This window comes from Streptosporangium sp. NPDC003464, assembly GCF_053588315.1.
This window is the reverse complement of sequence record NZ_JBSFPS010000025.1, coordinates 21,816-48,004: the sequence shown is the minus strand read 5'-3', so window position 1 is coordinate 48,004 and position 26,189 is coordinate 21,816. Positions and strand designations below refer to the sequence as shown.

Annotated in this window: 23 protein-coding genes; 14 read left to right on the top strand and 9 right to left on the bottom strand. The window is 73.9% G+C overall.

The features are described from left to right. Positions 1-123 precede the first annotated feature (123 nt). From ACWDS7_RS08590 to ACWDS7_RS08575, 4 genes are read left to right on the top strand one after another with little or no spacing between them, the layout of a single operon-like run. Positions 124-1,431, top strand: coding sequence for an MFS transporter (locus ACWDS7_RS08590; protein WP_451928721.1), 1,308 nt, complete (start codon positions 124-126; stop codon positions 1,429-1,431). After that, positions 1,428-2,552 (top strand): hypothetical protein, encoded by a 1,125-nt coding sequence (locus tag ACWDS7_RS08585; RefSeq protein WP_451928720.1) that lies wholly within the window; start codon positions 1,428-1,430, stop codon positions 2,550-2,552. Before ACWDS7_RS08590 ends, ACWDS7_RS08585 begins: the two co-directional genes overlap by 4 nt. Positions 2,553-2,610: 58 nt before the next feature. Then, positions 2,611-3,636, top strand: coding sequence for a DUF917 domain-containing protein (locus ACWDS7_RS08580; protein ID WP_451928719.1), 1,026 nt, complete (start codon positions 2,611-2,613; stop codon positions 3,634-3,636). A gap of 28 nt (positions 3,637-3,664) precedes the next feature. Further along, entirely contained in the window at positions 3,665-5,287 is a 1,623-nt protein-coding gene (locus tag ACWDS7_RS08575) for a PucR family transcriptional regulator (RefSeq protein ID WP_451928718.1), read from the top strand. On the opposite strand, the gene ACWDS7_RS08570 is transcribed toward ACWDS7_RS08575, so the two are convergent. Together ACWDS7_RS08570 and ACWDS7_RS08565 are read right to left on the bottom strand one after the other, a co-directional pair. Continuing rightward, positions 5,260-6,933 carry a hydantoinase B/oxoprolinase family protein gene (locus ACWDS7_RS08570; protein ID WP_451928717.1) on the bottom strand — a complete coding sequence of 558 codons (1,674 nt, stop codon included), beginning with the start codon at positions 6,931-6,933 and terminating at the stop codon, positions 5,260-5,262. The two genes, ACWDS7_RS08575 and ACWDS7_RS08570, sit on opposite strands and share 28 nt — an antisense overlap. Next, positions 6,930-8,960 (bottom strand): hydantoinase/oxoprolinase family protein, encoded by a 2,031-nt coding sequence (locus ACWDS7_RS08565; protein WP_306874448.1) that lies wholly within the window; start codon positions 8,958-8,960, stop codon positions 6,930-6,932. Before ACWDS7_RS08565 ends, ACWDS7_RS08570 begins: the two co-directional genes overlap by 4 nt. 98 nt (positions 8,961-9,058) lie before the next feature. Here ACWDS7_RS08565 and ACWDS7_RS08560 point away from each other — a divergent pair, with 98 nt between their 5' ends. The 4 genes from ACWDS7_RS08560 (at position 9,059) to ACWDS7_RS08545 (ending at position 12,963) form a co-directional block, all read left to right on the top strand. Then, the gene (locus ACWDS7_RS08560) at positions 9,059-9,688 is read left to right on the top strand and encodes a YigZ family protein (protein WP_451928716.1); all 630 of its coding nucleotides are present in this window, start codon (positions 9,059-9,061) and stop codon (positions 9,686-9,688) included. 374 nt (positions 9,689-10,062) lie between these two features. After that, positions 10,063-10,698: a DedA family protein gene (locus ACWDS7_RS08555; RefSeq protein ID WP_306874444.1), complete on the top strand. Its 636-nt coding sequence runs from the start codon at positions 10,063-10,065 to the stop codon at positions 10,696-10,698. A gap of 162 nt (positions 10,699-10,860) precedes the next feature. After that, complete coding sequence (locus tag ACWDS7_RS08550; protein WP_306874441.1) at positions 10,861-11,499, top strand: MerR family transcriptional regulator; 639 nt, start codon at positions 10,861-10,863, stop codon at positions 11,497-11,499. A gap of 213 nt (positions 11,500-11,712) precedes the next feature. Continuing rightward, a complete protein-coding gene (locus ACWDS7_RS08545; RefSeq protein WP_451928715.1) occupies positions 11,713-12,963 on the top strand; it encodes a S1 family peptidase in 1,251 nt (416 codons plus the stop codon). A gap of 79 nt (positions 12,964-13,042) precedes the next feature. Here ACWDS7_RS08545 and ACWDS7_RS08540 read toward each other — a convergent pair whose 3' ends face one another. Continuing rightward, the gene (locus ACWDS7_RS08540; protein ID WP_370879764.1) at positions 13,043-14,272 is read right to left on the bottom strand and encodes an isochorismate synthase; all 1,230 of its coding nucleotides are present in this window, start codon (positions 14,270-14,272) and stop codon (positions 13,043-13,045) included. 180 nt (positions 14,273-14,452) lie between these two features. Here ACWDS7_RS08540 and ACWDS7_RS08535 point away from each other — a divergent pair, with 180 nt between their 5' ends. After that, positions 14,453-15,301: an SGNH/GDSL hydrolase family protein gene (locus ACWDS7_RS08535; RefSeq protein ID WP_451928714.1), complete on the top strand. Its 849-nt coding sequence runs from the start codon at positions 14,453-14,455 to the stop codon at positions 15,299-15,301. Positions 15,302-15,391: 90 nt separating this feature from the next. On the opposite strand, the gene ACWDS7_RS08530 is transcribed toward ACWDS7_RS08535, so the two are convergent. From ACWDS7_RS08530 to ACWDS7_RS08520, 3 genes are all read right to left on the bottom strand, one after another. Next, entirely contained in the window at positions 15,392-15,997 is a 606-nt protein-coding gene (locus ACWDS7_RS08530) for a response regulator (protein WP_451928713.1), read from the bottom strand. Continuing rightward, entirely contained in the window at positions 15,994-17,046 is a 1,053-nt protein-coding gene (locus ACWDS7_RS08525) for a sensor histidine kinase (RefSeq protein ID WP_451928712.1), read from the bottom strand. The genes ACWDS7_RS08530 and ACWDS7_RS08525 overlap by 4 nt, the downstream gene beginning before the upstream one ends. 126 nt (positions 17,047-17,172) lie before the next feature. Next, positions 17,173-17,940, bottom strand: a complete 768-nt coding sequence (locus ACWDS7_RS08520) for an SGNH/GDSL hydrolase family protein (protein ID WP_451928711.1) — start codon at positions 17,938-17,940, stop codon at positions 17,173-17,175. 171 nt (positions 17,941-18,111) lie between these two features. On the opposite strand from ACWDS7_RS08520, the gene ACWDS7_RS08515 reads away from it, so the two are divergent. Beyond that, positions 18,112-18,627: a hypothetical protein gene (locus tag ACWDS7_RS08515; protein WP_451928710.1), complete on the top strand. Its 516-nt coding sequence runs from the start codon at positions 18,112-18,114 to the stop codon at positions 18,625-18,627. Positions 18,628-18,747: 120 nt separating this feature from the next. On the opposite strand, the gene ACWDS7_RS08510 is transcribed toward ACWDS7_RS08515, so the two are convergent. Further along, the gene (locus ACWDS7_RS08510; protein WP_451928709.1) at positions 18,748-19,479 is read right to left on the bottom strand and encodes a Crp/Fnr family transcriptional regulator; all 732 of its coding nucleotides are present in this window, start codon (positions 19,477-19,479) and stop codon (positions 18,748-18,750) included. A 261-nt stretch (positions 19,480-19,740) separates the two neighbouring features. Here ACWDS7_RS08510 and ACWDS7_RS08505 point away from each other — a divergent pair, with 261 nt between their 5' ends. Both ACWDS7_RS08505 and ACWDS7_RS08500 read left to right on the top strand, forming a co-directional pair. Beyond that, positions 19,741-21,912, top strand: coding sequence for a WD40 repeat domain-containing serine/threonine protein kinase (locus tag ACWDS7_RS08505; protein WP_451928708.1), 2,172 nt, complete (start codon positions 19,741-19,743; stop codon positions 21,910-21,912). 496 nt (positions 21,913-22,408) lie between these two features. Beyond that, positions 22,409-22,981, top strand: a complete 573-nt coding sequence (locus tag ACWDS7_RS08500) for an AAA family ATPase (protein ID WP_451928707.1) — start codon at positions 22,409-22,411, stop codon at positions 22,979-22,981. Between the two features lie 37 nt (positions 22,982-23,018). On the opposite strand, the gene ACWDS7_RS08495 is transcribed toward ACWDS7_RS08500, so the two are convergent. Beyond that, positions 23,019-23,336 (bottom strand): NADPH-dependent FMN reductase, encoded by a 318-nt coding sequence (locus tag ACWDS7_RS08495; RefSeq protein ID WP_451928706.1) that lies wholly within the window; start codon positions 23,334-23,336, stop codon positions 23,019-23,021. After that, positions 23,291-23,524: an NADPH-dependent FMN reductase gene (locus ACWDS7_RS08490; protein WP_451928705.1), complete on the bottom strand. Its 234-nt coding sequence runs from the start codon at positions 23,522-23,524 to the stop codon at positions 23,291-23,293. The genes ACWDS7_RS08495 and ACWDS7_RS08490 overlap by 46 nt, the downstream gene beginning before the upstream one ends. An 88-nt stretch (positions 23,525-23,612) precedes the next feature. On the opposite strand from ACWDS7_RS08490, the gene ACWDS7_RS08485 reads away from it, so the two are divergent. Next, positions 23,613-25,136: an AfsR/SARP family transcriptional regulator gene (locus ACWDS7_RS08485; RefSeq protein WP_451928704.1), complete on the top strand. Its 1,524-nt coding sequence runs from the start codon at positions 23,613-23,615 to the stop codon at positions 25,134-25,136. After that, complete coding sequence (locus ACWDS7_RS08480; RefSeq protein ID WP_451928703.1) at positions 25,094-26,170, top strand: hypothetical protein; 1,077 nt, start codon at positions 25,094-25,096, stop codon at positions 26,168-26,170. Before ACWDS7_RS08485 ends, ACWDS7_RS08480 begins: the two co-directional genes overlap by 43 nt. Positions 26,171-26,189 lie beyond the last annotated feature (19 nt).

The window sequence follows — 26,189 nt, the reverse complement described above, 5'->3', positions numbered from 1 at the left end:
CCTGAAGCGGCAGGGCCTGCTGCACGCCTGGTGCCCGGTCCGGCGGGCGGAGTGCACAGTTCTTCCGGAGGGGGCTGGACCTATGGTGCGGCAAGACTTCGCGCCCCCCTCCCGAGGAGCCCCATGACCGCCACCGAAACCCGGACGCTGCCCATCGGCGCCGCCTTCGACCGGATGCCGTTCACCCGCAGACACGTCCTGATCGCGCTGGCGCTGTTCGTCGCGTTCGTCATCGAGTCCTGGGAACAGCTCGCCCTCATCTACGTGTCCGGAGATCTCGGCACGGCCTTCGGCGTCGACGAGGCCGGGATCGGACTGGTGCTGTCGGCCGTCGCGTTCGGCATGATCCCCGGCGCGCTGGTGTGGGGGCCGGTCGCCGACCGGATCGGCCGCCGGCCCGCCTGCTTCTGGTCCCTGGCCGCCTACGGGGTGATCGCGCTGGCCTCGGCGTTCGCGCCGAACGTGGAGACCCTGATCGCGCTGCGGGTGGCCTCGGGGCTCGCCCTGGCGGGTGTCTACACCGTCACCTTCCCCTACTTCCTGGAGCTGCTGCCCACCAGGAGCCGGGGCCGGGCGGCGGTCTACCTGTCGATCGGCTGGCCGATCGGCATGCTGGCCGCCATCGGCGCCTCGGTCTGGCTGGGCGACCTCGGATGGCACGTGGTCGTCGTCGCCAGCGCGGTGGCGGGCCTGTGGGCGTTCGCGATCAGGGCCTGGGTGCCCGAGTCGCCCTACTGGCTGGCCGCCAGGGGCCGCCAGGACGAGGCGCGGGCGGTGCTGCGCGCGCTGGGCAGCCCCGACGCCGACGCGGTCTTCACGGTCACCACCGAGCGCGCCGGCCACCCGCTGGACCTGCTGCGCGGCAGGCTCCGCATGATCACCGTGGTGATGCTGCTGCTCAATTCCGCCTTCAACTGGGGTTACTGGGGCCTGCAGACCTGGCTGCCCACGTTGCTGCAGCAGAAGGGCCTGAGCATGGACGCGAGCCTCGGCTTCGCGGCGCTCAGCGCGCTCATGATGATCCCCGGCTACGTCAGCGCGTCGCTGCTCACCGGACGCTTCGGCCGCAAGAAGGTCTTCCTGGTCTACGTGGTGGCCGCGGCCCTCGGCGGGCTGGGTTTCGCCACCGCGTCCACGATGACCGGCCTCTACGTGGGCAACTTCGTCCTGTCGTTCTTCAGCCTGGGCGCCTGGGGCGTGTGGAACACCTGGAACGGCGAGTTCTACCCGACCGCGCTGCGCGGCACCGGCTACTCGTGGGCGACGGCCTCCCAGCTGGTGGCCACCACCGTCGCCCCGTCCGCGGTGGGGGTGCTGCTGGCCCACGCCACCGGCTTCACCGCGACCATGCTGGTGATCAACGCGTTCATGGTGGTGACGGCGCTGCTGGCCGTACCGCTGCCGGAGACCGAGGGACGCGGCCTGGAATGATCCTCGGTGTCGATCTCGGAGGGCCCGCGCCGGTGGTGGCGGCCGTCCGGGACGGTGCCCTGACGGAGCCGGCCGGCGCGGCCCGGGCGGTGTCGGTCGCGGTGGACCTCGACACGGTACGGCGGGCGCGGGTCGCGGCGATCAGGGTCGCCGGGCCGTGCCCGCCGGGCCTCGGCCCCCTGGTGGGCTGGCCGCCGGATTCGGGGGCGGCGACGGTCGTCCGGGGCGGTCACAGCCTCACCGGGCGGCCGATCGCCGAGCTGGACGTCGGCGCGGTGGCCCGCTTCGCCGCCGGATGCGGCCTGACGGACTTCGCGGTGACCGCGACCGGCTCGCCGGTGGTGGCCGATCACGAGCTGGCCGTCGCGGAGATCATCACGGCCGAGGTGCCCGGGGCGCGGATCACCCTGTCGTACGAGTTCGGCCGGGCCGGGCTGCGGGAGCGGGAGAACAGCGCGATCCTGAACGCGGCGCTCGGCCCGGAGGCCGACCGGATCGCGGACCGGATCACCGGCCGGATGGCCCGTGACTTCCCGGGGACGCCGCTGCTGTTCGCCAGGACCGGGACGGGCCTGGTCTCCGCCCCCTACTTCCGCCGCTACCCGCTGGTCTGCTATCTGGGCGCCTTCACCTGCGCGCTGCGCGGCGGCGCGGCGCTGGCCGGGCTGGCCGACACCGCGGTCCAGGAGCGGGGGACGAGGGTGCGCACCGGTCTCGTGGCCGGGGGAGTACCCAGGACCGGGGGGCGGCGCGACACCGGCGTCCCGGTCAACGTGCCGCTGCCGATGTCCGTGCAGGCTCCGGGGGGCGTCGCGGTGGGGCCCCGCGCGCGGGAGGCGGGCCCGGGCTGGCAGGTGCCGGAGCGGGCGGAGCTGGCCGTGGCCTACGGGGCGGCGCTGGCCGGGCCCACCGCCGAGGTGGAGCGGATCGTGCACGCCCGGGGCCGCGCCGAGCTCGACCGGGCGATCGACGACGCCCGCGACGAGGCGCTGACCCGCGTGGTGAGCGCCGGAGCGGCCCCCGGATCCGCCCGTGTCGCCACCACGGTCGTGAACCCGCTCTCCTACCTGCCCGACGGCCTCTACCGGGTGCAGGTGAAGGCGGAGGGAGCGCCCCCATGAGCCACCGTCTGCGTGGTGACGCCGGGAGCTCCATGGTGACGCCGGGAGGGGGATCGGCGTGATCGACTCCGGCTCGCTCGCCGCCTTCGCCGCCGGGTCGCGGCTGTTCGCCACCGGCGCGGCCGATTCGTCCTTCCAGGTCGCGCTCGACTGGGCCGCGTCGGTGCTGGGCGCCGGGGTGCCGGTGGTCGACGCGGGAGCCCTGCCGCCGGAGACGCTCTGCGTCGCGGTCAGCCTCTACGGCTCCACCACGGCGCTCGGCGAGCAACTGCCCCGGGGGGACGAGCCCCGCCGGGTGGTCCACGCGCTGGAGCGCCGGCTCGGCCGGCGGGCCGGCGCGGTCGTGGCGCTCAACCTGGCCGCGGAGAACGCGCTGCTGCCGGTGATCACCGCGGCGCTGCTGGGCGTGCCGCTGGTGGACGGCGACGGCACCGGGCGGGTGTTCCCGCTGATCGAGCAGACCACCTACACCCTGGGCGGGGTCGCCGCCACGCCGCTCGAACTCGCCGGTCCCACCGGGGACCTGGTCGGGCTCGACACCGGGTCCGGCCGGGTGGAGGAGCTGGCCCGCCCCCTGGTCCTGGCCCTGGGCGGCTGGGCGCTGGCCGCCTGTTACCCGATGCCCGCCGAGGTCCTGTCGCGCGTCGTGGTCCCCGGCACGGTCGGCCGCCTGCTGGCGGCGGGCGTCCCGGGTGCCCCGCGTTCCCTCGCCGCGCCGTACGGCGTGCGGACCCTGTGCAGGGGCCGGATCGCCGAGGTGGGGGGAAGCACCGGCTACGGCGGGGACCGGTCGCTGCCGTCGCTGCCGTCCAGCATCGTGGTCCAGGAGACCGAGGGGCTGGGCAGGCTGGTCCGGCTGGAGGCGCACAACGAGGTCGTGCTCGCGCTCGCCGACGGCGCGGTGGCGGCCATGGCGCCCGACCAGATCTGCATGATCTCGACGCTGGACGGGGTGGTGGTGGACGTCGACAAGGCGTATCCGGGCCTGGAGGTGGAGGTCATGGTGGTGCGGGCCGCGCCGGTCTGGCACACCGAGGAGGGCCGGGCGCTGGGCGGGCTGCGGGCGTTCGGGGTGCCGTTGTGAGGCGGGACGGGAGGTCGGGGGAGGCGCGATGGCCGAGCTGAGGGAGCGTCCGGGGTGGGCCACCCCGGTCACGGTGGCCGAGTTGGTCAACGGCGGCCCACTGGCCGGGGCCCGGATGTACGGCACGGGCGAGAACCCGGTGCGTCAGGTCCGCATCGTCGACGACCTGGCGGTGTTCGGGGCGGTGCTCCCGCACACCGCGGTGGTGCTGATCGGCGCCGCCGCCAGCGGCGGCTGGGCGGTGGAGATGGCCATGCGCCGGGCCTGGGAGCAGGCCGCGGCGTGCGTGATCACCTCGTCGGCGGGAGGGCTGGCCGGGTCCGGCGCGGTGCTGGCCGAACGGCTCGGCGTAACGGTGATCTTCGTTGACGAGGATCCGCTGGTGACAGCGGTGCGGGTGGCGTCGGCCGCGGCCCGCCCGGAGGCGGCCAGGACCCAGCTGGTGGCCCGCTGCGCCACCCGGCTGGCGGAGGCGGGAGGGTCGGCCCGGCGGGTGCTCGGGGTGCTCAACGCCGAGCTGGCCGGGACCGCCGTGGCATTCCTGGATCCCTACGGTTCGCACCTGGCCGGCCGCCGGGGACAGGGGAGCCCGCTCGCGGAGGTGGAGGTGCCCGACGCGGAGGGCAGGCCGCTGGGGGTGCTGGTGGCCTGCGGTCCCTTCCGCTCGCCCGGCTGGCCGTCCGTGGTGGGCGCGGTCCTGTCCCTGGCGGCCGCCCCGCTGGCCGCCTGGGCCGCCACCGGACGGCTCGCCGCCGAGCGGGACGCGGCCGTCCGGTCGGCCCTCGCCACCCGGCTGCTGGCCCAGGCCGCCTCGCGGCCGCAGGCCCCCGCGGTGGCCGGGGGCGGGACGGTGACCGGCCAGGACGCGGGGACGGCCGGGCCCGCCGGCGACGGGCCCGGCCCGGGTGAACCGGATGAAGCGGCCGGTGACGAGAGGGCGGCCGGTCAAGGGGCGGGCGGACCGGTCGGCGGCGCGGGGAGCGCGGGCGACGGGCCCGGTGCGGAGGCGGACGGGGCGCTCGCCCGCGCGGTCGCCCTCGGCTGGCCGGTCGGCGGGCCGCTCACCGGATACGCCGTCCGGCCCGTCGGCGGCGGGCGGGACGAGACCGGGACGGCCGGATCGGTCATCGCCACGATCCTCGGCCCCGGCCCCGTGCTGTCGCGGGGCGGGAGCTGGGCGGGCTGGTCGGACCTGCCTCCCGACCGGCTCGCCGGCCGCCTGGCCGAGTGCCTCGCGGCCATGCCGATCCCCTGCTCGGCGGGGGTCGGCGCCCGGGTGCCCGATCTGAGCGGCATGCAGGAGTCACTTCTCGGGGCGGAGGCCGCCGCGGCCGCCTCCCCGGCCGGCGAGGTCGCCCGCGCCGACCGGCTGGGGCCGGCCAGGCTGCTGGCCGCGCTGCCCGCCGGTGTGCTCCGCGCCCAGGCGCGGGTGATCCTCGGCCCGCTGCTGGAGGTGGACCGGGAGGGGACGCTGCTGGAGACCCTCGCCGCCGTCCTGGACGAGGGAGGGGCCTCCCGCGCGGCCGAGCGCCTCGGCGTCCACCGCAACACCGTCACCACCCGCCTCGACCGGATCCGCGCGGCCGGCTTCGACATCGACGACCCGGCCTCCCGTCTCGCCCTTCACCTGGCCTGCCACGTGCTGCGCTGACGGCCCCGGGACGGGCCGGCGGCGGTGACCACGCCCTCGGCGAGGTCGCGGGCCGTGGCCGAGCGGTCGCGGAGTCCGGCCGGGCCGTACCCGCCGCCGCCGCCCGACTCGCAGCGCAGCACGTCGCCCCTGCGGACCGGCAGGGCGTTGACCTTGAGCATCTCGCGCTCGCCGGCGGTGCCCGGGTTGAGGGTGACCCGCGGCGGGGCCCCGGCACCGCCGCCGGCCAGCCCCCAGGCGGGCGTGACCGAGCGCTCGAACCACAGCGACAGCGAGGTGTCCGCGTCGAACTCGTACTCCCGGACGACGCCGTGGCCGCCACGCCAGCGGCCGGCGCCACCGGTGTCCGGACGGATCTCGTACCGGGTGACGCGGACCGGGAAGAGGGTCTCCAGGACCTCGATCGGCATGTCGCGCAGGGAGCCGTTGACGCTGTTGATCAGGCAGGTCTCGCCGTCGCCGCCCTCCCAGGCGCCCCAGCCGCCGACGGTCGCCTCCTGGGAGACGTACAGCTTGCCGGTGCGCGGGTCCACACCGGACATCTGGACGATGAGGGAGTCGCCGTAGCTGGCAGCCGCGGCCCTGCCGGGCAGCGCCGGGGCCAGGGCCCTGACCACCAGGTCGATGACCAGGCCCAGGTGGGAGTAGTAGTACTGGCAGGCGGCGGGAGACTCGGCGGCGAGCATCGAGCCGGGGCGGGTCGCCACCGACAGCGGGCGGAAGGAGCCTCCGTTGAGCGGCACCTCGCCGCTGACCAGGAGCTTGTAGGCGACCCGGACGGCTGCCACGGCCTGGGCGGCGCCGCAGTTGACCGGGCCGGTGGCCTGGTCGGCGCAGTCGGTGAGGTCCACCGTGACGTTCTCGCCGGCCACGGTCACGGTGACGTTCACCGGCAGCGGGGTGGCCAGGTCGATGCCGTCGTTGTCCAGGAACCCGCCGGCCCGGTAGACGCCGTCGGGGACGGCGGCGATCGCGGCCCGCTCCAGCCGCTCGGTCTGCGCGAAGATCTCATCCCGGGCGGCCGTCACCGTGTCGAGGCCCCAGCGGGAGACGATCTCGGCCAGGCGCCGCCGCCCGGTCGTCACGCAGGCCACCTGGGCCCGCATGTCGCCGAGGGTGGCGTGCGGGAAGCGCACGTTGCGGGCGATCACCTGGTGCAGGTCCGCGCAGGCCGCGCCGTCCTCGTAGATCTTGACCGGGCCCAGGCGCAGCCCCTCCTGGAAGATCGAGGTGGAGTCCATCGACCCGCCCGGGTCCTTGGAGCCCATGTCCAGCCAGTGCGCGCGGGAGGCGGCGAAGCCGGCCAGCTCGCCGTCGACGAAGATCGGTCCGTAGACGGTGACGTCGTTGAGATGCGTACCGCCGATGTAGGAGTCGTTGAGCATCCACACGTCGCCCTCGCGCCACACCTGGCGGCCGTGCAGGCGCTCGGTCTCGCGGGTGCAGACCTCCAGGTTGCCCAGGAAGATCGGCAGGCCGGAGGACTGGCCGAGCACGTTGTGGTCGCGGTCCAGCAGGGCGACCGCGCAGTCCTTCGCCTCGTAGATCACCGGGGTGTAGGAGGACCTGATCAGGGTGGTGTTCATGTCCTCGGCCGCCTGCAGCAGCGCGCAGCGGATGATCTCCGTGGTCACCGGGTCGATCATTTGGCCCCTCCCACCTTGATGACCAGAAATCCGTTGTCGTCCACCGAGGCCACGCAGCCCGGCGGGATCACCGTGGTCGCCGTCTCCTCCACGACGATCGCCGGGCCGGTGAGCTCCCCCTCCAGCGCGCCGCGGCGCAGCACGGGGGTGGGATGCGCCTCGCCGTCGAAGATCACATCCCGTACGGTCCGCGGCCCGTCGTCCGGCTGGGCGGCGTGGGTGGCGGCGGCCCGGGGGAAAACGCCGAAACCGGTGCTGCGCAGCGCCACGAACTCCACCGGCGCCTCAGGGGTGGCATGGCCGTACCGCCTGGTGTGCGCCTCGGCGTAGCGGGCCGCGATCCGCTCCGGGAAGCCGGGCGCGCCCGGCTCGTCCGCGCCTTCCAGGGGGATGGTCAGGGTGTAGTCCTGGCCCTCGTAGCGCATGTCCACCGCGTGCTCGACCCGCATCCGGCCGCCCGCCACCCCCTGCCCGGCCAGCGCGTCGAGCGCCTGGGCCTGCAGGTCCGCCAGCCGGGCCGCCATGTCGGCGCCGTCCAGCTTCTCGCCCGCGCGGAAGTAGGGGTGGCTCAGGTCGCGGCGGACGTCGGCCTCCAGCATGCCCCAGGCCGAGAACGCGCCGGGGAAGCGGGGGATGACCACCTCGGAGACGCCGAGCTCGCGGGCGATGAAGACCGCGTGCATGGCGCCGGCGCCGCCGAAGGCGACCAGGGCGAACTCGCGCGGCTCGACGCCGTGCTCCACGGTGAGGGTCCGGATGGCCTGGGCCATCTTGGCGTTGGCCACGCTGCAGACGCCCTCGGCGGTCTGGAGCGTCTCCAGGTGGAGTTCGTCGGCCAGGCCGGCCACGGCCCGGTGGGCGGCCTCGACGTCCAGGGTCATCAGCCCGCCGGCGAACCAGGCCGGGTCCACCCGGCCGAGGACCACGTTGGCGTCGGTGACGGTCGGCTGGACGCCGCCCCTGCCGTAGCAGGCCGGCCCGGGGACGGCCCCCGCCGACTCGGGGCCGACCCGCAGCGCGCCGGCCTCGGCGTAGGCGATGGAGCCGCCGCCCGCGCCGATCGTGTGGAGGTTCACGATCGGCATCAGCACGGGGAAGCCCTCGACGCGTGCCTCGGCGCTGATGTCCGGCCTGCCGTCGACCACCAGGGACACGTCGAAGGAGGTGCCGCCCATGTCCACGCAGATGGCGTTGGGCCGGCCCAGGAGCCGGGCCGCCGCGACGCCGCCCATGGTGCCGCCGACCGGACCGGACAGCAGGGTCTGCAGCGGCCGCCGCATCGCGTAGGAGGCGTTGACCAGGCCGCCGGAGGACTGCATGACGTGCACCGGGACCGTCAGGCCCCGCTCGGCGAACCGTTCCTCGATGCCGGCCAGGTAACGGCGGACCACCGGCCCGGTGTACGCCTCCAGCACCGCGGAGGAGGTCCGCTCGTACTCGCGCCATTCGCGGGCCACCTCGTGGGAGAGGACGACGAGGACGTCCTCGCCCAGTTCCTCGGCCAGGATCTCGCCCGCGCGGATCTCGTGGGCGGGGTTGACGTAGCTGAACAGCAGGCAGAGGGCGACCGCGTCGAAGCCCCCGTCGCGGGCGCGCCGGCCCGCGGCCCTGACGGCGTCCTCGTCCAGGGGGACGATCTCCTCCCCGCGCCAGTCCAGCCGCCCGGCGACCTCCACCACGTCCGAGCGGGGGACCAGCGGCTCGGGCTTGCGGTAGCGCAGGTCGAACATCCGGTCCCGGTTGCCGCGGGCGATGCGGTAGACGTCCCGGGCGCCCTCCCCGGTGACCAGCAGCACCCGGGCGCCCTTGCGCTCCAGCAGCGCGTTGAGCCCCTGGGTGGTGCCGTGCACGAAGAAGGAGATCTCGGCCGGGTCGTCCACGACCCGGCCCAGTGCGGAGAACACGCCCTCGGCGAGGTTCCCCGGCGTGGTCGGCGCCTTGGAGGCCACCACGCCGCCGGTCCGTTCGTCGTAGCGGACGACGTCGGTGAAGGTGCCGCCGATGTCCATGGCGGTTCGGAAGCTCATGCGGCGAAGGTATGCCAGGGCGCCGCGCCGCCCCTGGGCGCTCCGCACAGCCCGGGCCGTCCGCCCGGGCGATCCGCCCTCGCCGGTAGCCTGTCGGGATGGCCGCGCCGTACCTCACGTTGGAAGACGTCATGGAGCACGAGATCGAGATCAAGCGGTCCCGCTTCATCTGCGCGCTCGCCCCGGCGGCCTCGGAGGAGGCGGCCCGGCGGTTCGTGGCCGGGCGCAGGCGGCTGTACGGCGACGCCACGCACAACTGCTCCGCCTACGTGATCGGCGGGGACCGGCTGGTCCAGAAGGCCGACGACGACGGGGAGCCCGGCGGCACCGCCGGGACCCCGATGCTGGAGACGCTGCTGCGCCGCGGGCTCGGCGACGTGGTGGCGGTGGTCACGCGTTACTTCGGCGGGGTCAAGCTGGGCGCGGGCGGTCTGGTCCGGGCGTACGGCTCGTCGGTCGGCAAGACACTGGACCTGACGCCCCTGGTCGAGATGGTGCCGGCCAGGGTCATGTCGGTGACCGTGGACCATGTTCAGGCCGGGCGCCTGGAGAACGACCTGCGCGCCTCGCCGTACGAGGTCAGGGAGGTCGTCTACGGCGCCGAGGTCGGTTTCCGGATCGCGGTGCGGGAGGCGGAGCTGCCCGTCTTCCCCGGCTGGGTCGCCACGCACACGGCCGGCCGGGCGGAGGTCGGGGCCGGGGAGAGGGTCTATCTCAGGAAGATCTGAGCCTCCCCGGCGAGGGCCGGGGCGGCCTTCCGCCGACCGGCCGCCTCCGGGGCAGCCGCCCGGCCGGGCGGAAAAATATGGGATGGATCACAGGCGATCGCGGAACTTTACGGCGACCGGCCGGTCGGGGCCCGCCCGGCCGGGGACGGCGCCCGGTCCCCGGGCCGGCCCGCCGTCCGGCCGGTGGCGGCAGGTGGGGCGCTGACGTGCGGGAACCCCGGGGACCCCCTGATCACCTGCGCGGACGGTCCGGATATCGGGACCGCGCGGCCGGGACCTGAGGTTTTCCGCACCCCGCGTGGTGGGGTGCTGCGGGGCGGGTCCGACGGTCGCCCTCATTTCTGGCGTATTCAAACCTCTTTAGCCTTGTCGCCATGAGTGCAACCAACGTTGGCGGGATCGCCGGGTGGGCGATCAATCTTATGGAGACCCTGGGCGCGCCCGGGGCCGGGGTGGCGATCGCGCTCGAGAACCTGTTCCCGCCGCTGCCGAGCGAAGTGATCCTGCCGCTGGCCGGGTTCACCGCCAGCAAGGGGAACATGACGTTGTTCGACGCCGTCCTCTGGACCACCCTGGGGTCCGTCGTCGGCGCGCTGGCACTCTACGGGATCGGGGCGCTGCTGGGCCGCGAACGGGTGGTGGCCATCGCTGCGAAGCTGCCGCTGATCAGCGTCTCCGACATCGAGAAGACCGAGGCCTGGTTCGCCAGGCACGGCAGGAAGACGGTCTTCTTCGGCCGGATGATCCCCATCTTCCGCAGCCTCATCTCGATCCCGGCGGGGGTCGAGCGCATGCCGATCACGGTCTTCACCCTCCTCACCACGCTGGGCAGCCTCATCTGGAACACGGCCTTCGTGATGGCCGGCTACCTGCTCGGGGAGAACTGGTCGCTGGTCGAGGACTACGCCGGGATCCTGTCCAAGGCCGTGCTGGGCGTCGTGGTGCTCGCCGTCGTGGTCTTCGTCGTGGTCCGGCTGACGGACCGGCGCAAGGGGAAGCACCACGCGTAGCGACGAACGGGGTGACAAGGGCCCGCCGGGCGCCGGCCGGACCGGTGCCGGGGGTCCCGGCGGCGCCGGCAGGCCACGCGGCGCCCGTCCGGCCCGATCCGCACTCCATCGGAACCGGTAAGCAGTAATACTGATAACCGCGGACGAGGCAGAGGGAGAATCATGCGGATCGGCGAGCTGAGCCGGCGGAGCGGGGTCCCGATCCCCACGATCAAGTTCTACATGCGCGAAGGCCTCGTCTCCCAGGGCGAGCGCACCGGCCCCAACCAGGCGCAGTACGACGAGGACCACCTCAGGCGGATCAAGCTGGTGCGGGCGCTGGTCGAGGCCGGCGGCCTGTCCATCGCCGCGGCCCGCGAGGTGCTCGTGTTGATGGACTCCCAGGTCACCGACCTCGGGGTCCTCGGCAAGGCGCAGTACGCGCTGACCCCGCGCAAGGAGGAGCCCGCCGAGCCCGACGAGGCGGGGCGGTGGGCGGCCGGCCGGGTGGAGGAGTTGATCGACGGACGTGGCTGGGCGGTGAAGCCGACCAACCCCGCCCGGCGGACCCTCGCCGACGCGCTGGCCGCGCTCCACCGCCTCGGCCAGGAGGACTTCGCGCCGATCCTGCGGGAGTACGCCGAGGTGGCCGAGCGCCTGGCGGCCGTCGAGGTGGAGGCCATCCTGCGCCGGCCCGACCCGGCCGCGATGGCCGAGGCGGTAGTGGTGTGGACCGCAGTCGGCGACACGGTGCTGGGCTCCCTCCGGCGGCTGGCACAGGAGGCCGAGTCGGCCAGGAGGCTCGGCCCGGCGGAGGGATGAGCGGCGGCTGTTTCAGCGGCCGGCGGTTCAAAATATGTGAATACAACGTGACTTCGTCGGCCAAAAAGCCTTCCCGGGCCGTTCAATATCCCACGCCGACAGGCCGTGGGCCCGGGGCCGGGTGAGAGGATCTAAGAGGCCGCGAGCCGGTGGCGGCGGAGGGCGACGGGGGGGAGAGCTCATGGGTCGGCCGGAGAAGGAGGCTGGCATGCCATGGACGGACCCCTGCGCGTAGTCGCCTCGGCGCTGGCGGCGACGTCGCTCGCGGCGGCGGGATGCGGCAGCGGCGCCACCTCGCAGGCCCCACCGGCGCCGCGGACCCCTCCGGCCACCGGGACCTCTCCGGCCACCGAGACCGCGCCGTCCGCGCCGGCCACCGGGACCGCTCCGGCCGCTCCGTCATCTCCGGCGTCCTCGTCCGCGCCGGGCCGTCCGGTCCCCGGCCGCTCCCTTCCGGCGACCACCCCCGAAGAGCGCACTTCGGCCCTGGTCCGCCCGTCCATCGTCTACATAAAGACGAACTGGTCCGGTTATCTCCGGAACCTGTCGACCGGGAAAATATGGAAGAGCCGGCTCATCGGGTTCACCTCCACCTGCACCGGATTCGTGGTCAACCCCGACGGATACATCGTCACCGCGGGCCACTGCGTCGATCCCGGTATCGATGGCGCTTCCCGCATATTCTTCGACACGGTGATAAAAGAGGAACGGAAAGAGGGGAACAAGCACACCAAAGAGGAGCTGGACAGAGAGCTCGTCGGCGACTGGGTCGTCGAGGGACAGACGGCGGGGACGCCGGCGGACCGGGAGGTCCGCGTCCAGCAGGGCGTCGACTCCCTGGACGCCAGCGACTACGTGCAGAAACGCGCCCGCGTGCTCATGTTCGAACCCGTCGGCGAGGGAGACGTCGCGCTGCTGAAGATCGAGAGCGAGAACCTGACGGGTATCGAGGTCGCCCCGGAGGGCGTGGTCGAGATAGGGCTGCCCGTCCTCGCGATCGGCTACTCCGGCAGCAAGAGCAGGGTGACGGACCGGACGCTGGAGCCGAGCAACAAGGACGGAAAGGTCAGCGCGCGGGACACCAGGGGAGGGGTGCCCGTCTACGAGATAAGCGCGCCGGTCTCGGACGGCATGAGCGGAGGACCCGTCGTGGAGACGTCCTCCGCCAGGGCGATAGGGCTGATCAGTTTCAACCTCTCGGAGGAGAGGCAGCCGTTCAACTTCGTGGCCTCCTCCGCGCTCATCCGGGAGCTCCTCGGCCGGAACGCGGTGCGGAACGACATCGGCGCCACGGGCAGGCACTACCGCACCGCGCTGGAGGACTACTGGGCCGGCGACTACGCCGGGGCGATAAGGGAGTTCGACGCCGTCCTCACCCTGGTCCCCTCGCACCGGCAGGCCCAGGAATACCGGACCAGGGCCGTGGCGCGCATGGCGGAGCGGTCCGGCCCTTCCCCCTCATGACCCGGACCCCCTCCCGCGCGGGAGGGGGCGGGCGTCCCCGGCTCCGTCCCCCCGCGCCGCATCCGCGTGCGCGCGGCGCTCAGCCCTCCAGGGCGTACTGCATCACCCGGAGCTTGGCCTGGGCCTCGGCGAGCTCCGCGGCCGGCACGGAGTCGCCCATGATGCCGCAGCCGGCGAACAGGCGGGCCCGGCGGCCCTCGATCTGGGCGCAGCGCAGCGCGATGCCCCACTCGCCGTCGCCCCGGGCGTCGATCCAGCCGACCGGGCCGGCATAGCCGGCGCGGTCCATGCCCTCCAGCTCGCGGATGACGTCGAGCGCCGTCCCGGTGGGCGTGCCGCCGACGGCGGCCGTCGGGTGCATGGCGGCCACCACGTCCAGGACCGAGGTGCCGGCCGACAGGCGCCCGGTCACCGGGCTGGCCAGGTGCTGGACGTTGGACAGGACCAGGAGCTCGGGCTCCTCGGGCACCTTCAGCTCCGAGCAGAGCGGGGCCAGTGCCTCCCGGACCGACTCCACCGCGCAGGTGTGCTCGTAGCGGTCCTTGTCCGAGGCGAACAGGGCGGCGCCCCGCGCCATGTCGTCGGCCTCGTCGGTGCCCCTGGAGACCGTGCCGGCCAGCACCAGGGAGTCGACCGTCTCACCGGTGCGCCGGACCAGCAGCTCGGGGGTGGCGCCGACCAGCCCGGCGCAGGAGAAGGTGTAGCAGCCGGGATAGCGGGCGGCCAGGCGCGACAGCAGCAGGCGGACGTCGATCTCCCGCTCGGCCGTGGCGGTCAGGTCACGGGCGAGCACGGCCTTCTCCAGGCGCCCCGACCTGATCTGCCGGACGGCCCGCGCCACGGCGTGCTCCCACTCGGGAGCGGTCAGGCTGCCGTCGCCGTAGCGGATCCTGCCGGGGTCGCGGAGCGGGGCGACCAGGTCGAGCCGCTCCTCGCCGAGGGTGGTCAGCCAGGCGCGGCCCTCGCGGCGGGCGAGGACGACCTGCGGCACGACGAGGACCGAGCCCGGGGCGTCCGGGTCGAAGGTGAACGAGCCGAAGGCGAGCGGGCCCGAGCCGGGGGCGCCCACGTCGTCGTCGACGTGGGCCTCGCCGAAGGTGGCCGACAGCCAGTCGCGAGCCCACTCGAAACGCCTGGGGCCGGGTGGCACAGCCACACGTGCGGCCTCTCCCCAGGCCACCAGACCCTCACCGTGCCTGATCCAGGCATAGGGGGCGGCCTCGGGAAGTCGCGCGAGCAGGTCGCCGGGGTCGCCGACGAGGGTGGTTCTCACCACGAGGGGACGGTTCAATCCGAGCGCGACACTCACCCGGAACACTCTATGCGGGAAACTGAACGTGTTCGGCGGGTGTCCCCCACTCTGCACGCCCGCCACGCTCTGTCAAGAAAGCCAAGGCACTCGGTCAATGGAGGGCACCGCGCTGTCCTGCGGTGATACATCCGATGCAGACCCGATCTCTCAGCCGGAGGTGCCATGGCCTGCAAGACTGTGACCGCATTCACAGGGATCGTGGTGTCCACGGTCACCTGGGCGATCCCTCCGGCGGCGCTCGCCGCCGAGCCGTGGCACCCGGTGGTGATGGCCGCGGTCGGAGACTCGATCAGCGCCGGGTTCAACGCCTGCGGCTGGTACGTCCCCTGCCTCGGCCGCTCCTGGTCCTCGGGTGACAGCCGGTCCGTCCAGAGCCACTACACCAGGCTCCGGAGCCTGGACGACGGCATCGCCGGGCACAACGTGAACCTCGCCGTCCCCGGCGCGACCAGCGCCGACCTCCCCGGGCAGATGGCCAGGGCCGTCGCCGCGCGCGCCGACTACGTGACGGTCCTGGTCGGCGCCCAGGACGCGTGCATGTCCGACGAGCAGCGGATGACCCCGGTGGCGCTCTACCAGAGCCGGGTGGCCGCGGCGCTGCAGCGGTTCCGGGAGGGGCGGCCCGCGGGCAGGGTGTTCCTGGCCAGCGTCCCCGACCTCAAGCGGTTGTGGCGCGTGGGCAAGGACAACCTGGTGGCACGCGGATTCTGGGCGATCGGCCGGATCTGCCCCACCATGCTGGCCAAGCCCACCTCGACCGCCCCGGCCGACCGGGCCCGCCGCCAGCGGGTGCACGACAGGGTCGCCGCCTACAACGCCGCCCTGGCCAGGATCTGCGCCGCCTACGGCCCGACCTGCAGGTTCGACGGCAACGCCGTCTTCACCGCCCCGTTCACGCTGAGCCACGTCAGCAAATGGGACTTCTTCCATCCCAACGCCGCGGGCCAGGAGCTGATCGCGGAGCGGACCTTCCAGGCGATCCGCGACTGGGCCGAGGGGCCCGTGTGGGAGCCGGCGGAGCCCTGAGCCCCGGCCGGGCCGCCGGACGGGTGGTCCGGTCTCGAGCTCCGGCCGGGCCGTCGGACGGCGGTCCGGCCGGATGACCGCGGCGGCGGCCTACAGCCAGCCGTTGTGCCGGGCGCTGCGGGCGGCCTCGATGCGGTTGCGGGTGCCGGTCTTGCCGATCGCGGCGGACAGGTGGTTGCGGACCGTGCTCTCCGCCAGGCGGAGCCGGAGCGAGATGTCGGCGATCGTCGCGCCGTCGGCCGCGGCGGCCAGCACGTCCCGTTCCCGGCCGGTCAGGGGGTTGGCGCCGGTGCTCAGCGCGGCCGCCGCCAGGGCGGGGTCGATCACCTTCTCGCCCGCCAGGACCCGGCGGACCGCCGTGGCCAGCTCCTCGACCGGCCCGTCCTTGACCAGGAACCCGGCTGCCCCGGCCTCCATCGCCCGGCGCAGGTAACCGGGCCTGCCGAACGTGGTCAGGATCAGCACCCGGCAGCCGGGCAGCCGGTCCCGCAGCTCGGCGGCGGCGTCCAGGCCGCTGATCCCCGGCATCTCGATGTCCAGCAGCGCCACGTCGGGACGTGTCCGCAGCGCGGCGGGGACGACCTCGTCCCCAGTGCCGACCGTGGCCGCCACCTCGATGTCCTCCTCCAGCTCCAGGAGCATGGCCAGCGCGCCGCGCATCATGCCCTGGTCCTCGGCCAGCAGTATTCTGATCATGGAATCGTCACCCTCAGCAGGAAGCCGTCCCCGGCGCTCGTCTCCAGCGTCCCGCCCAGGGCCACCGCCCGTTCGGCCAGGCCGCGCAGGCCGTTGCCGGAGCCGGAGCCGCCGGGTCCCCGGCCGTCGTCGTGGATCTCCAGGATGGTCCCGTCCAGCCTGATCTCACAGGTGCGGGCGGCGCTGTGGCGGATGACGTTGGTCACCCCCTCCCGTACGGCCCAGCCCAGTAGGGCGTCGGCCTCCGGGGCGAGCGCCGCCGCGGGAACGGCCACCGTGGCGGCGATGCCCGCCTCGGTCAGAGCCGTGCGCGCGGCGGCCAGCTCGGCGGACAGGCCACGGCCGCGGTAGCCGGTGACCGCGGCCCTGACCTCGGTCAGCGCCTGTCGGCCGATGGTCTCGATGTCGGCGGCCTGCCGTGCCGCCGCCTCCGTGTCACGGGGGGCCAGGCGCCGTACGGCCTCCGCCTTCACCACCATCACCGACAGCGTGTGCCCGAGCAGGTCGTGCAGGTCCCGGGAGAAGCGGAGCCGCTCCTCGGCCACCGCCGCGCGGGCCAGCTCCTCACGGGCCTCGTGGAGCTCGGCGATCACGGAGAAGAGCTTCAGGACGACGCTGACCACCAGGCCGCCCGCGGCCGCCCCCCAGACGGCCACGGAGATCTGCTCCCCACCGGCCCCCGCGCGCCACATCAGCAGGACCATCGCGGCCGTCAGCGCCACGAGGACGGTGTAGGCCGCCCTGCCCCGGACCACCACCCCGCAGGCGATGGTGGTCAGTGGCGCCAGGTAGAACCAGCTCTCCACGGACCGGGCCAGCAGGAAGGTCACCAGGAGGAGCGCGGCGAGCGCGACCGCCGCCGCGCCGCGACGGTCGCGGAAGGACAGGGCGACCGACAGCGTGTAGAGGGCGGCGAAGGCGGCCAGGCACAGCGCTGCCGGGACCACCGGCCGGGCCGTCCCCTCGACGAGGTCACGGACCGGCGGATAGGCGAGCAGCAGCCACGGATAGAACGCGAGCTCGCCCGGTCCCCGACGCTTGCTCTTCACCGGTCATCCCTATCACGTGAGGCGCCGCCGCGTGTGGCACCGCTGTGTGTGGCGCCGCCGTGTGACGCGCCGCCGCGTGAGGCGCCGCCGTGTGAGGCGTCCCGCGCGACCGGGCGGCCGGTGGGGTCAGCGGGCCGCAGGGCCCGCGGGCCCCGGACGCCGTCTCGCCGGCGGGGCGCCGGCCTCCCCGGCGCTTCCGGGTACGGAGGACAGCGCGGCGTACCACGCCGAGGCCATCCTGCCGTAGCCGGTGCGGTTGGGATGCACCCCGTCGGCCAGGTCGGCGGTGGTGACGGCGGCGTGCATGTCGACCAGGTGCACGTGCCCGCCCGCGGCGGCCTTGCTCCGGACGATGCCGGGGATCGCGGCGTTGTAGGCGACGGCCCGGGCCTCCAGCACGGGATCGGCCAGCGGGATGATCGTGGCGACGAACAGCTCGGCCTGCGGGGCCGCCGCGGCGATGCGGTCGATGAGGGCGGAGAGCCTGGCGGGCGCGCCGGCCAGGTCTCGGTTCTGGACGATGTCATTGGTGCCGATGTGCAGCAGCACCGTCCGCGGTGACACCGCCCCGATCCACCCGGAGACCTGGGCGTCGATCTCGTCGATCCGCCATCCGGGGTGACCCTCGTGGTCGTGGTCGGCCAGCTCGGCGGGCCCGTTGAAGCCCGAGCCCACGAAGTCGACGAGGTGGCCGGCGTCGGCCAGCGACCTCCACAGGTTGACACGGTAGCCGCCGGGGACGTTGAAGCCGTCGGTGATGGAGTCGCCGAGCGGCATGATCCGCACGCCGCCGTTGGACTCGTCCGGGGCCGCCACGGGATGGGGGAGGGCCGGGACGGCGCTGAGCACCACCATGAGCAGCGCGGCCGTCAGCCGTATGAACCGGGAAGTCATGATGGGCTCCGTCGTGGGGGGCCGGCGGTGACCGCCGGGCGCCAGGTGGGGTCAGGGTGGAGAAGCAGTTCACCAAGAAAAGACGGAAAAGCAGCGGAAATGCGGATCCGCCCGCCACGGGAGATCTGAAGCTGGAGGTGTCCGAGCAGCCCTGCTTCCGCGGAGGTCCCGATGGTGCGACGCAAAGCGAACAACGAGTTGAGCGCGGCCGAGTCCCTCAATGTCGCACTGCAGACACTCACCATCTTCCACGGCTACGTCCAGCAGGCCGACAGCAAGCTGGCCACCACGGCCACCGTCCATCTCGGCTTCACCGCCGTCGCCGCCACTCAGATCGGCAGCATGGGCAAGGCCTGGACGGGCGGTCCGCCACTGGCGGTCGCCGCGGTCATCGTGGTCCTGCTCTTCACGGCCGGGTTCCTCGTCGCGGGCCACCATCTCGTCGCCGCGCTGCGTCCCCGCCTCACCGGCCCGGCCGGGCCCAACAGGTTCGGTCTGGTGCGGACGGACGGGGTGCCGTCGCCGGCCGACGCGGTGAGGCAGCAGCGCGAGGTGTGGTCACTGATCTCCACTCTCGCCGACGTCGCGCTGCACAAGCACGAGCGGATCCGGCGGTGCCTGCCGTGGATGGTTCTGATGCCCATCGCCACCGTCGCCTGGCTGGCGCTGACGGCGCTGACCGGCTGACGCCCGCGGAGGGCGGAGCGGATCGCGGAACCCCGCTCCGCCCTCACCGGTCTCCCGGAGCCCCGCGCCACGCGGCCGCGCGGTCGCGGCCCGCGCCCTGTCCCGTGCCTGCCGGTCGGCCTACGCCTGGCCTTCACCCGGGGGAGGCGGGCCGAGGTCGGCGAAGGCCGCCAGGCCCGGAAGGTCGGTGACGGTGACTCGCCGGTGGCCGGTGCGGACCAGCCCGCGCGCCGACAGGTCACGCAGGATCTTCTGGACGGTGCTCTCCTTGGCGCCGATCAGGCCGCCGAGCTCGACCTGGGTCAGCGGGACGCCCAGATCCGTGCCCTCCGGTCCGGTCCGGCCGTGCCGGGCGAGCACGGCCAGCAACAGGCGGGCCAGGCAGATGTCGCTGTCGTATCCGGCGAACTCCAGCCGCCGCTGATTCGCCCAGCGCAGCCGGTCGCCCATCAAGGTGCTGAGGGTGAGCGCGGCGGAGGGATGCCGCCGGAGGTAACCGAGGAAGACCTCACCCTTGATCAATCGGACGACGGTCACTCCGCAGGTGACCACGTCCGCCGAGCGCGTCGACCCGTCCAGCACGGCCATGTCGCCGACCACGTCCCCCCTGACCTGCACCGCGAGCAGGGACTCCCGGCCGTTCTCCGTACGGGCGGTCACCTTGACCAGGCCGTGCACGACGACGGAGACGAGGTCCGCGGACTCGCCCTGGCGGACGATCACGTGACCGGCGGGATAGGTGTGGATGACCCCCAGCGCGAGCAGCGTCCGCCTGGACGGCTCCGGCAACCGCGCCAGGAAGGTCTCCGCCGGCCAGGGGGACGCTCCCGATGAAGCCGGAACCCACCGCATAGGAGCCCTCCCGGAGGCATGGGGCGGAAACTCTGCCAGCGCGAGAAATGCTATCCGCGGAAGGCTTTCAGCGCCCTGAGGAGCGGGGCGGCGGCATGGAGATCCCGGCTCTCCGGCGGGTGCGGGCGTCGATGTGAAGGCTCCTTGACGCGGTGCCGGTGGTGCGACATGCTCGGCTTCCGCCTCGGCGTCAAGGAGCCTTCACATGAGGGGGCAGCACGGAAGGGGCCGCCCGCCCGCGACGCGGTCACGGAGTGAACGGTGGCCGACCTGTTCCCGCTGAGTGAGACCGACCCCCGCCGGATCGGCGACTACCGCCTGAGCGCCGTCGCGGGAGAAGGCGGTCAGGGCGTGGTCTACCTGGGGCACTCCCCGTCGGGCGGCCGGGTCGCGATCAAGGTGCTGCACGCCCGGATGGCCCGCGACCCCGGCGTGCGCCGGCGTTTCCTGCGCGAGATCGACCTGGCCCGTAAGGTGGCGCCCTTCTGTACGGCCCGGGTGCTCGACACGGGCATGACCGGCGATCGCCCCTACGTGGTCAGCGAGTACGTACTCGGCCCCTCCCTGCAGGACCTGGTCACCGGCGACGGGCCGCGCACCGGGGGCGGGCTGGAGCGCCTGGCGGTCACCACGCTCACCGCGCTGGCCGCCGTCCACCGCGCCGGCATCGTGCACCGCGACTTCAAACCGGCCAACGTGGTGATGGGCCCCGAGGGTCCCGTCGTCATCGACTTCGGCATCGCCCAGGCCCTGGAACAGGTCACCACCCGCTCCGGCCCCGTCGGCACCCCCGCCTACACGGCCCCCGAACTGTTCGCCTCCCAGCCGGCCACCACGGCCTGTGACGTGTTCAGCTGGGCGGCCACCATGGTGTTCGCCGCCACCGGCCGCCGGGCCTTCCCCGGCGACGACGCCACGGCGGTGATCGGCGCCATCGTGCTGGGACAGGCCGACCTGAGCGGCGTGCCCGCCCCGCTGGACGACCTGCTGGCCGCCTGCCTGGACAAGGACCCCGCCGCACGTCCCACCCTCACCGCCATGCTGGGCGTCTTGACCGGCGAACACGCCACTCCCGCCCGGGCGGCACCCCCCGGGGCGCCGGCGGCGGCCCCCGGCCCCGGAGACTCGACCGGTCGCATCGTCGCCCGTCCCCCCGGTCCCGTGCCGCCACCGGCGCGCGGCGACCTCGACCAGCCGATGGCCCCCTCCCGCCGGCCGTCCACGATGCCCGCCGGCCCGGCCCGACGGCGCGTCCTGCTCTCCCTCGCGGCGGTGGGGGTCGTCGGCGGGGGCGCCGCGATCATCCGCACCCTGCAGCGGGAGACCCCCGCGACGCAGCGGGAGACCACCACGACGGGGTCGCCGGCCGTGGGCCGATCCGGCCGGCCGGCATCCGCCCCCGCGACGCCTCATGCCCGGGCGCAGACCTCCACACCGTCGCCGAGCACGGCGCAACCGCCGTTCGGGACCCCGCTCAGCCCCCCGCTCACCGGGCACACCCGCGAGATCAGCGCCGTGGCGATCGCCGCCGTGGACGGCAGGACCGTCGCGATCTCCGGCACCGACTACGACTACACGCTGCGGATCTGGGACCTGGCGGCGGGCCGGCAGATCCGCAGGGTCCGGGTCCCCAGCTCCGTCTGGACGATGACCACCGGCACGGTGAACGGCACACCCGTCGCCATCACCGGCGACAACGCGGGCAGAGGCGGAGACAACGGGGGCGCGCTCAACGTGTGGGACCTGACCTCGGGCAGGCAGATCGGCGAGCCGGTCACCGGTTACACCGACGCGGTCAGCGTGCTCGCGCTGGGCACGATGAACGGCAACGCCGTCGCCGTCTTCGGCTACGACGACCGCTACACGATGTGGGTCTACGACCTGACCGCGGGCCGTCGGATCGGCCGGCCCCTCACCGGTCACACCGACGCGGTGATGGGAGCGGCGATCCATCCGCTGGGGGACAGGACCATCGCCGTCACCGGCAGTTATGACAGAACCCTGCGCGTGTGGGACCTGGCCACGGGCCGACGCGTCGGCCGCCCCCTCACCGGTCCCGACCCCATCCAGTCGCTGGCGCTCGGCACGTTGGGCGGCAAGGTCGTCGCCGTCACCGGCAGCGCCAGAAAGATCCGGATATGGGACCTGGCCGCCGGCGAGTTGATAGGGTGGCCGCTCACCGGCCACACCGATTCCGTCAGCTCGATGGCCTTCGGCACCCTGGAGGGACGGCCCGTCGCCGTCTCCGGCGGCGCCTATGACCGCACCGTGCGGGTGTGGGACCTGGCCGCAGGACGTCAGATCGGCAGAGCCCTCGTCGGCGGCACCGGATGGGTCCACTCGGTGGCGGTCGGGACCCTGAACGGCGCGACCATCGCCGTGGCCGGCGGCGACGACCGCAAAGTCCGGGCGTGGAGTCTGGGCGCGACATGAGTGGAGACACCGGCCCCACAGGTCGAGGACGGGATCGACCCCTGGCCGTCGAAGCCGCGCACACCCGTTGAGGACATCCGCCCAGGGGCCCCGCCGACATGGCCCCGCTCGCCCGGCACGCGTCCGGCGACGGCCGCGCCCGTGCTGAGCCCGCTCCAGGGCGAAGTGCTACGGCTGGTCGCCGCGGGCGCGTCCGGCGGGTAGACCCAACGCGGCGATCGGCTGTGCGCCCCTCCCTTTTGCGCGCCCCGGCGGCGTGCCGGTGCGCCCGGGCGACTGTGGAATCCGCCGACACGTCCCAGATGATCGACCCGGCCGGGTCCGGGCGCGCCCGCGGACCGGTCGCGATCCCCGTCCGGGTGCCGTCCTCGGTGGCCGGCCCGCTCTCCCGCCCGGACGCAACGGTTCCGGCGCCGCCCACTGCGACCCGGCCGGATCCCCACGCCCCCACGACCGAGATCGTTCGATGTGTGACCAGAAAGGCGGGCAGACGACAATGAGGCGCTACATCCTCACCGGCACCCCCGGCGCCGGCAAGACCACGATCCTGCGGAGCCTGGCGGCCCTCGGATACGCGACGGTCGAGGAGGCGGCCACGGCGGTCATCGCGGACGGGCAGGCGTGCGGCGACGCCGAGCCGTGGACCCGGCCGTCCTTCATCGACAAGGTCGTGGCCCTGCAACGGCGGCGGCAGCTACGGCCGGTCATCACCGCGCCGCCCGTGCAGTTCTTCGACCGTTCGCCCGTCTGCACCCACGCTCTCAGCACCTATGCGGGGCAGCCGATCTCCTCGGCCCTGTCCGCCGAGATCGCCAGGATCACCCGCGAGAAGATCTACGACCGGCACGTGTTCTTCGTCCGTAATCTCGGTTTCTGTGAACAGACCGCGGCCCGCCGGATCAGCTTCGAAGACTCGCTGAGGTTCGAACACATCCACGAGCAGGCCTACCGCGCGTTCGGCTACCAGCTCATCGACATCCCCGCCGGCCCCCTGCCCGAACGGGTGACCGCGATCCGGGCCGTGATCTCCCGGCTCGCGGACTCCGACCGGCCGCCGACGCTCCCGTGACGACGTCACCGGCGGACGTCAGCGGACATGGCGGTGCTCACGGCCGTGGTGCTCCTTGAGGGCGTCGAGCAGGCGTCCGGCGGAGGAGTCCGGAGGGGGGCCGGTGAAACGGGAAGCTGACGGGCTCGCCGACGCACACCGCTCCGAGGGCGGCGAACACCGGCCGGAGCTGTTCGACGGCTCGCAGACCGCCTGAGGCCTGCCCGTAGGAGACGAAGGCGACGCGCTTGCCCCGCCACTCCTCCTGGCGCCAGTCGACGGCGTTCTTGAGCGAGGCGGGGAAGCTGTGGTTGTACTCCGGCGTCACGATCACGAAGGCGTCGGCCGCGGCCGGCCAGGGCCGCAGATCCTCCACGGCGGCGGGCCCGGGGCGCGCCGCGCCGGGAAGTCCGCGGGGAGTACGGCCGGCAGCCAGGCCTCGGCCAGGTCGATGAGGTCCACGTCGAGGTCGCCGCGGCGACAGGCCCTGGAGTGGAGCCAGGCCGCGGCGGTGGGGCCGGATCTGCCCCGCCGCACGCTGCCGATGACGATCGCCACTCGCATTCCGCCTCCTGCCGTCCCGTCGGTGGATCCCACCGTGTCGGTGGCCGCGCACGATCGGCTGGGGATCGGCTGGAGATAGCTTTGTCCGGTGCGATTTGGAGTGCTTGGTCCGCTTTCGGTGTGGACCGCCGACGGGACGCCCGTCCGGGTCCCCGAGTTGAAGGTCCGCGCGCTGCTCGCCGACCTGCTGGTGCACGAGGGGCGGCCGGTGCCGGTCGACCGGCTCCTGGACGACCTGTGGGGCGAGGACCTGCCGGGCAACCCCTCCAACACGCTGCAGACCAAGGTTTCCCAGCTACGCCGCGCGCTGGGTGATCGGGCGCTGGTGGCCTACCAGCCGACCGGATACTCCCTGGTCAGCGATTCGGTGGACGCCGTCGAGTTCGCCCGGCTGCTCGCCGGGGCGCTGGCGAGCGATGACCTGCGGGCGAAAGCCGACCTGCTGTCCGACGCGCTGGCGCTGTGGCGCGGTCCCGCCTACGCCGACTTCCGCGACTCCTTCGCGCACGCCGCGGCCTCCCGCCTCGACGAACAGCGCCTGACGGCGCTCGAGGAGCAGGCGGAGGTGCGGCTGGCGCTCGGCGAGCACAGCCGCCTGGCCGACGAGCTGGGAGAGCTGGTGGCGGCCCACCCCCTCCGGGAGCGGCTGCGAGCGGCTCATCTGCGCGCGCTGTACCGCGCCGGGCGGCAGGGCGCTGCCCTGGCCGGATACGCCGAGCTCCGTGCCCTGCTGGCCGACGAGCTGGGTCTCGATCCCGGTCCCGAGCTGGCCGCGCTCCACCAGGCGATCCTGGTGCAGGACCCGGCGCTGACGCCAGCGCCCGTGTCCTCCTCGACGAACCTTCCCGTGCAGGTCACCTCGCTCCTGGGCAGGGACGGGGCGGTGGCGGAGGTCCATGCCCTGATGGCTTCCTCCCGGCTGGTCACGTTGACCGGTCCGGGCGGGGTGGGCAAGACCCGGCTGGCGCTGGCCGCCGCGTCCTCGCTCGCCTTCCCCGACGGCGTGTGGCTGGTGGAGCTGGCCGGGGCCACCGGGCAGGTGGCCGAACTGGTGGCCGCCGCGCTGGGCGTCCGGGACGAGACCTCCTCGCCTCCTCAGGTGCCCGTGTCCGGCCTGGCGGATCGGCTGGCCGACGCGCTGCGCGGGCGGCGGCTGCTGCTGATCCTCGACAACTGCGAGCACCTGGTCGAGGAGGCGGCCGCGCTGGTGGAGCTGCTGCTGAGGACGGCTCCGGCGGTGCGCGTGCTCGCCACCGGCCAGGAGTCGCTGGCCCTGCCCGGGGAGACGCTCTTCGTGGTGCCGCCGCTGGACCAGGTGAGCGCGGTCGCGATGTTCGCCGACCGCTCGGGCACGTCGCTGGACGCGGAGAGCACCCCGTGGGCCGAGGCGATCTGCCGGCGGCTGGACGGGCTGCCGCTGGCGTTGGAACTGGCGGCGGCGCGGGTGCGGGCGCTGGGCGTACGGGGGGTGGCCGAACGGCTCGACGACCGGCCGCGCCTCACCTGTACGGCAGCGCCCAGCGGCGGTGGCTGTCGCGGCTGGACGAGGAGGCGCTCAACCTCAGGGCGGTGCTGGACTCGGCGGAGTCACCTCGACTGGTCGAGGCGCTGACCTGGTACTGGTATCTGCGGGGCAGATATCAGGAGGGGTATCGGCACACCAAGGGGACGGCCTGGGGCTCCGGGTTCGCGCTGCTGGCCGGCGCCGGCCGTACCGGGGGGACGGAGTTCCCCGACGCGAGGTCACGCTGGTTCCTCGCCCACGCCTGCATGAACTTCGGGGACGTGAGCACGGCGGCCGGGCTGCTGGAGGAGGCGCTGGCACAGTTCGGGGCGCTGGACGATCGCTGGGGTGAGGCGGCGGCCCTGGCCGGCCGCGCCAAGCAGGCGATGTTCCAAGGCGACTTCGACCTGGCCGCGCGCAGCGGCGCCGAGAGCATGGCGATCTTCGGTGAGCTCGGGGACCGGTGGGGGCGGCTCCAGGCCTCCGACATCCTCGGCTACCTGGCCGAGGTCACCGGCGACTACGCGCGCGCCGGTCGGCTGCACCGCGAGGGGCTGCGGATCGCCGAGGACCTGCGGCTGTGGACGGATGTGTCCTACCGGCTGTCCAGCCTGGGGCGGATCGCCCTGCTGACCGGCGAGCTGGAGCGTTCGGCGGAGTTCCACGAGCGGGGGATGCGGCTGGCCGGCGAGCAGGCGAACAGGTTCGCCGAGGAGTTCGCCAGGGTGGGGCTCGGGCTGGTGGCCCGTCGGTCGGGTGACCTCGACCGGGCGGAGGAACTGCTGCTGGAGTCGCTGGCCTGGAACCGGCGGTTGAGGACGGAGTTCGGTGTGCCGTTCTACGGGGTGACGTTGATCCTGGCCGAGCTGGGGTTCATCGCCTCGGGGCGGGGGGAGGCGGCCGCCGCCCGTGCGCTGCATCTGGAGGGGCTGGCCGCCGCCCGCGAGGTCGGCGACCCGCGCTCGGTGGCGTTGGCGCAGGAGGGGCTGGCGGAGGTGGCGGCGCTGGAGGGCTCCTTCGAGGAGGCGGCCCGACTGCTGGCGGAGGCGGCGGCGCTCAGGGAGTCGGTCGGCGCGCCCCTGCCGCCGTCCGAACGCGGCGATGTGGACCGCGTCCTTCGGATGATCGCTTCGGGGCCGTAGGCCGACCATCAGCCGATCG

Excerpts from the sequence above, each read along its gene's own strand:
- ACWDS7_RS08590 (WP_451928721.1), top strand. The coding sequence starts at position 124 with ATGACCGCCACCGAAACCCGGACGCTGCCCATCGGCGCCGCCTTCGAC.
- ACWDS7_RS08565 (WP_306874448.1), bottom strand. The coding sequence starts at position 8,960 with ATGAGCTTCCGAACCGCCATGGACATCGGCGGCACCTTCACCGACGTC.
- ACWDS7_RS08550 (WP_306874441.1), top strand. The coding sequence starts at position 10,861 with ATGCGGATCGGCGAGCTGAGCCGGCGGAGCGGGGTCCCGATCCCCACG.
- ACWDS7_RS08500 (WP_451928707.1), top strand. The coding sequence starts at position 22,409 with ATGAGGCGCTACATCCTCACCGGCACCCCCGGCGCCGGCAAGACCACG.
- ACWDS7_RS08575 (WP_451928718.1), top strand. The coding sequence starts at position 3,665 with ATGGCCGAGCTGAGGGAGCGTCCGGGGTGGGCCACCCCGGTCACGGTG.
- ACWDS7_RS08510 (WP_451928709.1), bottom strand. The coding sequence starts at position 19,479 with ATGCGGTGGGTTCCGGCTTCATCGGGAGCGTCCCCCTGGCCGGCGGAG.
- ACWDS7_RS08545 (WP_451928715.1), top strand. The coding sequence starts at position 11,713 with ATGGACGGACCCCTGCGCGTAGTCGCCTCGGCGCTGGCGGCGACGTCG.
- ACWDS7_RS08530 (WP_451928713.1), bottom strand. The coding sequence starts at position 15,997 with ATGATCAGAATACTGCTGGCCGAGGACCAGGGCATGATGCGCGGCGCG.
- ACWDS7_RS08570 (WP_451928717.1), bottom strand. The coding sequence starts at position 6,933 with ATGATCGACCCGGTGACCACGGAGATCATCCGCTGCGCGCTGCTGCAG.
- ACWDS7_RS08555 (WP_306874444.1), top strand. The coding sequence starts at position 10,063 with ATGAGTGCAACCAACGTTGGCGGGATCGCCGGGTGGGCGATCAATCTT.
- ACWDS7_RS08520 (WP_451928711.1), bottom strand. The coding sequence starts at position 17,940 with ATGACTTCCCGGTTCATACGGCTGACGGCCGCGCTGCTCATGGTGGTG.
- ACWDS7_RS08585 (WP_451928720.1), top strand. The coding sequence starts at position 1,428 with ATGATCCTCGGTGTCGATCTCGGAGGGCCCGCGCCGGTGGTGGCGGCC.
- ACWDS7_RS08490 (WP_451928705.1), bottom strand. The coding sequence starts at position 23,524 with ATGCGAGTGGCGATCGTCATCGGCAGCGTGCGGCGGGGCAGATCCGGC.
- ACWDS7_RS08515 (WP_451928710.1), top strand. The coding sequence starts at position 18,112 with ATGGTGCGACGCAAAGCGAACAACGAGTTGAGCGCGGCCGAGTCCCTC.
- ACWDS7_RS08560 (WP_451928716.1), top strand. The coding sequence starts at position 9,059 with ATGGCCGCGCCGTACCTCACGTTGGAAGACGTCATGGAGCACGAGATC.